The following is a 463-nucleotide window of genomic DNA, read 5'->3' on the forward strand; positions in this document are numbered from 1 at the left end:
CGCGAGGGTTTCAGCGCCCGGCGGCGCAACGCCCGCATCGTCGGATCGTCGCCGGCTGCGTCGAAGCCGCCCCAGATCGCCTGCGCCCGAAGCCAGGCCTCGCGGTTGCCGGGCTCGCGGTCGAGCCAGGCGTCGAGCATGGCCGCCTGGGCGGGATCGGACTCGTCGACATTGAGCCACAGCAGCGCGGCGGCCTCGTCGCGCGGCAGGGCGGCCATTTCGGCGGGATCGAGGGAATAGGCGCTCATCGCAGGTCCCCCGTCCGGTCCAGCAGGCGCTCCAGCGCCTTGACCATGTGCTTTTCAACGGCGCTGCCGGATATGCCCAGCCGGCTGGCGATCTCGCGAACGGTCATCCCCTCGATCCGCCGCAGCACGAAGATCGTCCGCGTGCGCTCGGGCAGGGTCAGCAGCGCCGCGCTCGCCGCGCGCAGGGTCTCGCGCGCATCGAAGCGGCCGGCCGG

At 73.0% G+C, this 463-nt stretch carries 2 protein-coding genes; both read right to left on the reverse strand.

Going from position 1 to position 463, the window contains the following annotated elements:
• Positions 1–248, reverse strand: a 248-nt coding sequence (locus AC1DKR_RS21170) for a hypothetical protein (protein WP_478035114.1), incomplete at its 3' end; no start/stop codon positions are given.
• A partial coding sequence (locus AC1DKR_RS21175; RefSeq protein WP_478035116.1) for a sigma-70 family RNA polymerase sigma factor occupies positions 245–463 on the reverse strand: 219 nt, incomplete at its 5' end. The genes AC1DKR_RS21170 and AC1DKR_RS21175, both read right to left, overlap by 4 nt.

The sequence above is a fragment of the Stenotrophomonas sp. 01N47 genome, assembly GCF_056399165.1.